Source organism: Ramlibacter sp. (assembly GCF_035706265.1).
Classification (GTDB): Bacteria; Pseudomonadota; Gammaproteobacteria; order Burkholderiales; family Burkholderiaceae_C; genus Ramlibacter.
The window spans coordinates 1-7,540 of sequence record NZ_DASSVG010000342.1; the positions used below are offsets into that span (position 1 = coordinate 1).

A 7,540-nucleotide genomic window follows, 5' to 3' on the forward strand; every position below is an offset into this window, starting at 1 on the left:
GCCCAGGTCCGCTCCGCTCAGGTCGGCGCCCGGCAGGTCCGCGATGATCTTCGCGCCGCGCAGGTCGGCGCTCTTGAAGAGCGGCATCTTGCGCACCGCGCCGCCCAGGATCACCACCGACAGCAGGCTCGCATCGCGCAATTGCGCGCCGGTGAAATCCGCGCCCATCAGCCAGGCGCCATTGAGGTTGGCACCGGTGAGGTCGGCGCCGCGCAGGTCGGCCGAGACGAGCTTGCTGCCGAACAGGCTGGCGCCGCGCAGGCGGGCGCGCCGCAGGTCCAGGCCGCTCAGGTCCAGGTCCGACAGGTCCTTGCCGGCGAAGTCGGCACCTTGGCCGGCGCCCGCGGCGAGCGCCTGCTGGACCTGCTCGCGTGTGAGTTCGCCGGCGCCCGCCGCGGCGGCCAGGGCCACCAAGAGGGTGGCCAGGGCCCCCGCGCAGGGCCGGATCCGGATCGGGCTTGGCGTCATGGCCACTGCGCCGCAAGCATCGTGCCATCGGCTTGCCTGGAGCGCGGATACAAAGCCTTACTGTCCGCGTCCAATCCGCCGCTTCACCGTTGGCGTTTTATGGTGGCAATGACATTCGATCCATCTTCGCCCCCGGGCCCCAACGGTGAGGGCGCCACCGTGCAAGGCGCCCACCAAGTCGCCAGCGGCGCCGGGGCGGACGAACCCGGCCCTCTGGACGACTGGCGCAGGGCGCACGACGCGTTGCTGGCGCACGAGCGCGCGTTCGCGCAACTCGTGAAGCGCCTGGCGCACGGGCAGGCGACGCGGCACGAGGTGGAGGGCAAGCGGCTGGAGTTGCTGGCCCTGCGGGCCCTGGCGGATGCCGTGCTGCAGAAGGGTTTCGGCCTGCCTCCCGCCGCCCCGGACAGGCGCAGGGGCGCGGCATGAGCATCGATGGCGCGGATCTATCCGGATGAGCCAGGCTTCCTGCGGTCCACTTGCAGCGGTGGCCTGACCCGCGACAGAATCGCAAGCGTGCCGCCAGCCGAAGAAAGACGTCAGGAGCCGCTTCTCGCGACTCTCGGGGACGTGCTCTATGCCGATACGTCCAAGGCCCTGGTCCCGGAGCAGGACTGGGAGAGGCTGGTTCGCGCCGTCGCCCGCGGCGACCAGCTGGCGCTGCACGCACTCTACGATCGGGCCCATCGGGTGGTCTTCACCCTGGCCGTGCGCATCACCTGCAGCCGCGAGACGGCCGAGGAGGTGACGCTGGACGTGTTCCACGACGTCTGGCGGCGCGCACAGGGCTACGATGCGGCCAATGGAACGGTGCTCGGTTGGATCATGAACCAGGCCCGTTCGCGTGCCATCGATCGCGTGCGCTTCGAACAGCGGCAGAAGCGGCTGGATCCTCGGGCGGGCTCCGCGCTGCCGGCCGAAGAGGCGGCGGACACGCGCGACGCCGTCGAACTGCTGCAGCAGCGCGAGGTGCTGCAGCGCGCCGTGGGCGAACTGAACCCCGCCGAGCGCGAGGCGCTCGAGGCGGCCTTCTTTTCCGGCCTGACGTATGCCGAGGCGGCGCTGCACCTGCAGCAGCCGCTGGGCACGGTGAAGACGCGCATCCGCTCCGCGCTTCACAAGCTGCGGGAGGCCTTGACAGCGGAAGGGGAAGGGCCATGAAGTCGACCGGCGATCCGGTGGCATGCGAGTGGGACGAGCGCGTCTGCGCCCATGCCCTGCAGCGCCTGCCGGCGGACGAAGCGGCGGCCGTGGAGGCGCATGTCATTACCTGTGCGCAGTGCCGGCAGGAACTCGATGCCCTGCGGCCCGTGGTGGAATCGTTCGCCTCCTGGCCGACCGACGTCCTGCGGCCCGTGCCCTCGCTGCAGCAGCGGCTGGCCCGACGCATCGCGGCGGACACGGGCACGGAACCGGTGCTGCCCGCGCAACAGGAATGGCGCGAGCCCGAGTGGGCGGCCGTGGCGCCGGGCATCGAATGCAAGCTGCTGGCCACCGACGCGCCGCGGCGGCGCGTGAGCATGCTGGTGCGGCTCGCCCCCGGCGCGTCCTACCCGCCGCACAACCATGCGGGCGTGGAGGAACTGCACCTGCTCGATGGCGAGCTGTGGATCGAGGACCGCAAGCTCCTGCCCGGCGACTACAACCGCGGCGAGCCCGGCACCGGCGACCAGCGCGTGTTCAGCGAGACCGGCTGCACCTGCGTACTGATCACGAGCACGGCGGACGTGCTGCGCTGAAGGGCGGCGGCATGGGCCGCCGGACCTTCCCTTCGTCTTCCCTCCCCAGCGATCCCTTGAAGCGACTGTGCACAATCGGCCGACCCAGAGTCGCGCCGAGTCCGTCTCGTCACTCCTGAATCAGGGTAAACGCGGTGCGTGGTGATGGCTTGATTGTGCACAATCAGCCGCCGAACCCCTCGCGTGCCGACCTGATTCGAAGGAGAGAGCTGGATGAACGATCCCCGTGCCTTGCCCCTCACCGAGGGCTTCTTCACCGTCAAGGACCAGATTGCCCCGGAGCGGCTCGCCGCCGTCGAAGGGGTCAAGCCCAAAGGCGTCGTGGAGGTGCGCCGGATGATGGTCGGCAAGGACATCCTGATGCTGCACGTCTTCCGCGAGAAGGGGCTCGTCGACCCGGTGCACAAGCACATGGACCACGAGACCGTGGCCTATCTCATTAGGGGCAAGCTGCGCCTCGTGATCGGCGGCAAGGAATTCATCGCCGGTCCGGGCACCTCCTGGATCCATCCGGTCGGCGTGGAGCACTTCAGCGAGGCGCTGGAGGACTGCGAGCAGCTGGAGATCAAGTCGCCGCCCAGGAAGACCTGGGTCAGCGAGTAAGGCGGCCCGCCATGTCGCGAACCGTCCGCTCCGTGTCCGCGGTCTCGCGCCTGCTGGCGCGGCTGGGCGGCGCGCTGATCCTGCTGAGCGCGATCCTGATCTCGCTCGACGTGGTGTTCCGCAACCTGTTCAAGCTGTCCATCTTCGAGAGCTTCGAGCTGACCGGCTACGCGATCGCCCTCGCCACCTCCTTCGGCCTGTCGTGGGCCCTCATCACCAAGGCGCACATCCGCATCGAGGTGGTCTACGGCGCCTTGCCGCGCAAGGCCCGCGGCCTGCTCGACGTCGCCGCCCTGGGCGTGCTGCCCGTTTTCGCCGCCGTGCTGGTCTTCTTCGCGGCCCGGGTGGTGCTGGACAACCTGCAACTCGATGCGCATTCGAATTCCACCCTGCACATCCCGCTGGTCATCCCGCAGGGGCTCTGGCTGATCGGACTGGGCTGGTTCGCGCTGACGACCGTGGTGCTGTTCGTGGTCGCCGTGCATGCGATGTGGCGCGGTCGGCCCGAGGAGGTGGAAAAGCTGTTCGGGATCGCCTCGGTCGCCGAGGAAGTGGAAGCCAGCCTCGAAGGCGCACCTGCGGGCACGCCAGGCGCAGGGGTGGGCGCGCTGCAGCTGCAGCCCGGAGCCTGAGATGCTGCTGACCGCTTCCTTGCTGCTGCTCCTGTTCATCGCGAGCAGCCTCTACGTCGGCGCGGCGATCGGGGTGCTCGGCGCCAGCCTGTCGGCGCTGTACTCGCCGCTGCCGCTGCTGCGCGGCGTCGGCGAGATGGCGTGGAGCACGTCCAACGACTTCGTGCTCGTGGCCGTCCCCATGTTCATCCTGATGGGAGAGATGCTGCTGCGCTCCGGGCTGGCGGAACGGATGTACGACGCGCTCGACAAGTGGGTCGGCCACATTCCGGGCGGCCTGATGCACACCAACATCGCCGCCTGCACGGTGTTCGCCGCCACCTCCGGTTCCAGCGTCGCCACGGGGGCGACGGTGGGCACCGTTTCGATTCCGAGCATGGAGAAGTACGGCTACAAGCCGGCCCTGTTCCTCGGCTCCATCGCCGCCGGCGGCACGCTCGGCATCCTGATTCCGCCGAGCATCAACATGGTGATCTACGGCGCGCTGTCCGAGACCTCGGTGTCGGACCTGTACCTCGCCGGATTGATTCCGGGCCTGCTGATGGCCCTGGGCTTCTCGCTGGTGGTGTGGATCGCCTGCGTCTGGCGCAGCGACCTCGCGCCGCGCAAGCCGCGCGCGAGCTGGGGCGAACGCTGGCGCGCGCTGTTCGCGCTCGGCCCGCCGCTGTACCTGTTCCTGCTGGTGGTCGGTTCCATCTACCTGGGCTGGGCCACGCCGACCGAAGCCTCCGCCCTGGGCGTGGTGGGCACCCTCGCGTACGTCTGCTGGACACGCAAGTTCGGCCTGGAGCAGCTGTGGGCGTCGCTGGAAGGCACGGTCCGCACCACCGCCATGGTGATGCTGATCGTGGTCGCGGCCTACTTCCTCAATTTCGTCATGTCGACCATCGGCCTGACGGACCTGGCGGTGGAAGCCGTGGGCAAGCTGCACTGGTCCCCGCTCGCCGTGATGCTCGCGATCATCGCCGTCTACCTGGTGCTGGGCTGCTTCGTCGAAACGCTCACGCTGATGGTGGCCACCACGCCGATCATCGTCCCCATCGTCACCAAGCTGGGGTACGACCCGGTGTGGTTCGGGATCGTCTTCGTGATCCTGATCGAGCTGGCCCTCATCACGCCGCCGATCGGCATGAACCTCTTCGTCGTCCAGTCGGTGCGGCGCAGCGGCAAGTTCAGCGACGTGGTGGTGGGCGCGCTGCCCTTCGCCGCCATGATGCTCGTGATGCTCGCGCTGCTGCTCGCCTTTCCTTCCCTGGCCACAGCGCTGCCGCACCTGTTCGGCGGCCACAAGTAACGCAAGCCCTTCCTTCCATCCGCGACCTTCGGAGTCACCATGAAAGAACGCATCCGGATCCTCGTGCTCGCCGCCGGCCTGGCGGCGGCAGGCGCGCACGCCCAGAACTTTCCCAAGACGCACCTGAACGTGGTGGGCAACCTGGGTATCACCACGCAGTCGAAGGAGCTCGAAGCTCCGATGTGGAACACCGTCATCCCCAAGGCCACCGGCGGCCAGGTCACGGCGCAGTTCAAGCCGTGGAACGAGATGGGCCTCAAGGGCGGCGAGGTGATCAAGCTGCTGCGCCAGGGCCTCTACGACGTCGGCACGACCCAGCTGGGCTTCCTGGCCGGCGAAGCCGCGATCAACGACGCCATCGACCTGGCCGGCGTGTCGCCGACCATCGACATGCTGGAGCAGGTGAAGGAAGCGTTCCGCCCGCACCTGGCCGCCTACTACGAGAAGCAGCAGAACGTGAAGGTGCTGGGCCTGTGGTCCTTCCAGGACCAGGTGCTGTACTGCCGCAACGAGTTCAAGGGCCTGTCGGACCTCAAGGGACGCAAGGTCCGCGTCTCGGGCGCGTCGCAGGCCGACTTCATCGAGTACTTCGGCGGCTCCGGCGTCAACATGGCCTTCGGCGAAGTGCAGCAGGCGCTGCAGAACGGCGTGCTGGATTGCGCGATCACCGGCACGCTCGGCGGCTACAAGGCGAAGTGGTACGAGGGCGCCAAGTACCTGTACCGGCTGCCGATCAACTGGGCCTCCGCCGTTTCCGCGGCCAGCCTGAAGTCCTGGAACAAGCTCGATGCGTCGGTGCAGAAGGTGATCGGCGAGCAGTACCGGGTGCTCGAGAAGCAGATCCACGAGCAGAACGTGCGCGAGAGCGAGATCGGCATCGCCTGCAACACCGGCAAGGGCGCCTGCCCGGAGGGGCCGCCGGCCAGCATGATCCTGGTGCCGGTGAAGGAGGGCGATCTCGAGCTGCGTCGCAAGGCGCTGCTGGAGCAGGTGCTGCCGCGCTGGGCCTCCCGCTGCGGCGAGGCGTGCGTCAAGGCGTGGAACGAATCCGCCGGCAAGGTGGCGGGCCTGAAGGCGGCGGCCAAATGAGCGCGGTCCTGGAACGCGCCCAGCCGACCTGGGAGAGCACGGCGGAGCACGAGCTCACGCGCGAGAACCTGGCACTGCTGCTCGATAACCGGATCTCCGCCATCCGCATCCGCGGCTTCGCCACCCCGGCGGAGTGCGCCGGCTTCGCGGCGGCGGCGAAGAAGGGCCGCATGCAGTACTACAACGTCAGCGACCGCATCGGCTACATCGGACTGGCGCAATACCAGTACCGCTGGAACCGCACCAAGGAGGAATTCCTGGCCGACGTCCCGCAGGCGCGGGCCGATGTCGAGGAAGTCTTCGCGCAGTCCTTCGATCCGCTCGCGCGCCTGATGGAACGCCTGCAGGCCGCGTGGGACCGGCCGGTGGACTTCGCGCGCGAGGGCGAGCGGCCGTACTTCGCCGGGATCATCCGTTCCACCAGCGACAAGATCGACCTGCACGTCGACTGGGCGCCGGTGAACTCGCCCGACTACGCGATCGGCGCCATCGACGGCCAGCTGGGTTGGAATTTCTTCGCCGAGGAACTGGAGTCGGGCGGGCACACCACCGTCTACAACGCGCCCTGGAATCCGCTGGTCACGCCGGGCGAGATCCCCAAGAGCTACGGGCTGGACCACGCGCTGGTGGAAGGTGCACCCCGCTTCACCTACCGCGCGACCGCCGGCGACGTGGTGATCTTCAACACCCGCAATCCGCACGAGGTCGCGCCGGGCACCTGCATGCCGGGGGGCAGCCGCGTTTCCATCGGCTCCTTCGTCGGCCGGATGCCGGCGGGCAACCTGGTCCTCTGGGCCTGAGCGCGCCATGCTCGTCGAGATGCGCTCCTACGTGCTGCATCCGGGCAAGCTGCCCGAGTTCATGCGGCTGATGACCGAGGAAGGCATCGCCATCGAGCGGCCGGTGCTCGGGAACCTCCTGGGCTTCTACAGCTCGGAGATCGGCAACGTCAACAAGGTGGTCCACCTCTGGGGCTACGCGTCCTTCGAGGAGCGCCAGCGGCGCCGGGCGCTGCTGGCCGCCAGCCCCGAATGGGCGGCCTTCGTGCCCAAGGTGCTGCCGCTGATCCGCGACATGCAGAACGAACTGCTCAACCCCGCCCCGTTTTCGCCGGAAACGCAATGACCGACAAAAGGAACGCGCCCCTGCAGGGGCTGGTCGTCCTCGACCTCACGCACATGCTCTCGGGGCCCTACGGCACCATGACGCTGGCCGACCTGGGCGCGCGCACGATCAAGATCGAGCCGCCCGGCAAGGGCGAGGGCACCCGGCAGCTGCTGGCGGACAGCCCCCACTACGCGCGCGACGGCATGGGCGCCTACTTCCTCACCCTCAACCGCGGCAAGGAGAGCGTCGCCATCGACATGAAGAGCGAAGCCGGGCTGGCGGTGTTCTACGACCTGGTGCGCCATGCCGACGTGGTGTTCGACAACTTCAGCGCGGGCGTCACGAAGCGGCTGCGCATCGACCACGACACGCTGGCGAAGATCAACCCGCGCATCATCACGTGCACGGTGACGGGCTTCGGCGAAACCGGCCCCGACATCCATCGCCCGGCCTTCGACCAGGTGGTCCAGGCGCTGGGCGGCGGGATGTCGATCACGGGCGACGCAGCCGCGCGCCCGACGCGCTCGGGCATCCCGATCGGGGACATCGGCGGCGGCATCTTCGGCGCGATGGGCGTGCTGGCGGCCGTGGTCGCCCGCGAACGCACC

Annotated in this window: 11 protein-coding genes; 10 read left to right on the forward strand and 1 reads right to left on the reverse strand. The window is 68.7% G+C overall.

Translation table 11 applies throughout. The features are described 5' to 3' along the window. Positions 1–468, reverse strand: a 468-nt coding sequence (locus VFM98_RS12425) for a pentapeptide repeat-containing protein (RefSeq protein WP_325110237.1), incomplete at its 3' end; no start/stop codon positions are given. A 159-nt stretch (positions 469–627) separates the two neighbouring features. Between VFM98_RS12425 and VFM98_RS12430 the strand changes: the two genes are divergently transcribed. The 10 genes from VFM98_RS12430 to VFM98_RS12475 all read left to right on the forward strand — a co-directional run. After that, entirely contained in the window at positions 628–897 is a 270-nt protein-coding gene (locus VFM98_RS12430; RefSeq protein WP_325110238.1) for a hypothetical protein, read from the forward strand. 6 nt (positions 898–903) lie between these two features. After that, the gene (locus tag VFM98_RS12435) at positions 904–1,629 is read left to right on the forward strand and encodes a sigma-70 family RNA polymerase sigma factor (RefSeq protein ID WP_325110239.1); all 726 of its coding nucleotides are present in this window, start codon (positions 904–906) and stop codon (positions 1,627–1,629) included. Continuing rightward, positions 1,626–2,207, forward strand: a complete 582-nt coding sequence (locus VFM98_RS12440) for a cupin domain-containing protein (RefSeq protein ID WP_325110240.1) — start codon at positions 1,626–1,628, stop codon at positions 2,205–2,207. The genes VFM98_RS12435 and VFM98_RS12440 overlap by 4 nt, the downstream gene beginning before the upstream one ends. 213 nt (positions 2,208–2,420) lie before the next feature. Continuing rightward, positions 2,421–2,810 carry a cupin domain-containing protein gene (locus tag VFM98_RS12445; protein WP_325110241.1) on the forward strand — a complete coding sequence of 130 codons (390 nt, stop codon included), beginning with the start codon at positions 2,421–2,423 and terminating at the stop codon, positions 2,808–2,810. A gap of 11 nt (positions 2,811–2,821) precedes the next feature. Continuing rightward, positions 2,822–3,442: a TRAP transporter small permease gene (locus VFM98_RS12450; RefSeq protein ID WP_325110242.1), complete on the forward strand. Its 621-nt coding sequence runs from the start codon at positions 2,822–2,824 to the stop codon at positions 3,440–3,442. 1 nt (position 3,443) lies between these two features. Further along, a complete protein-coding gene (locus VFM98_RS12455; RefSeq protein ID WP_325110243.1) occupies positions 3,444–4,736 on the forward strand; it encodes a TRAP transporter large permease in 1,293 nt (430 codons plus the stop codon). A gap of 39 nt (positions 4,737–4,775) precedes the next feature. Beyond that, a complete protein-coding gene (locus tag VFM98_RS12460; RefSeq protein ID WP_325110244.1) occupies positions 4,776–5,825 on the forward strand; it encodes a TRAP transporter substrate-binding protein in 1,050 nt (349 codons plus the stop codon). Continuing rightward, positions 5,822–6,625 (forward strand): hypothetical protein, encoded by an 804-nt coding sequence (locus VFM98_RS12465; RefSeq protein ID WP_325110245.1) that lies wholly within the window; start codon positions 5,822–5,824, stop codon positions 6,623–6,625. Before VFM98_RS12460 ends, VFM98_RS12465 begins: the two co-directional genes overlap by 4 nt. 7 nt (positions 6,626–6,632) lie before the next feature. Next, a complete protein-coding gene (locus VFM98_RS12470) occupies positions 6,633–6,950 on the forward strand; it encodes an NIPSNAP family protein (RefSeq protein WP_325110246.1) in 318 nt (105 codons plus the stop codon). Next, positions 6,947–7,540 (forward strand): CaiB/BaiF CoA transferase family protein (locus tag VFM98_RS12475; RefSeq protein WP_325110247.1); only part of this gene is annotated, 594 nt, incomplete at its 3' end. The genes VFM98_RS12470 and VFM98_RS12475, both read left to right, overlap by 4 nt.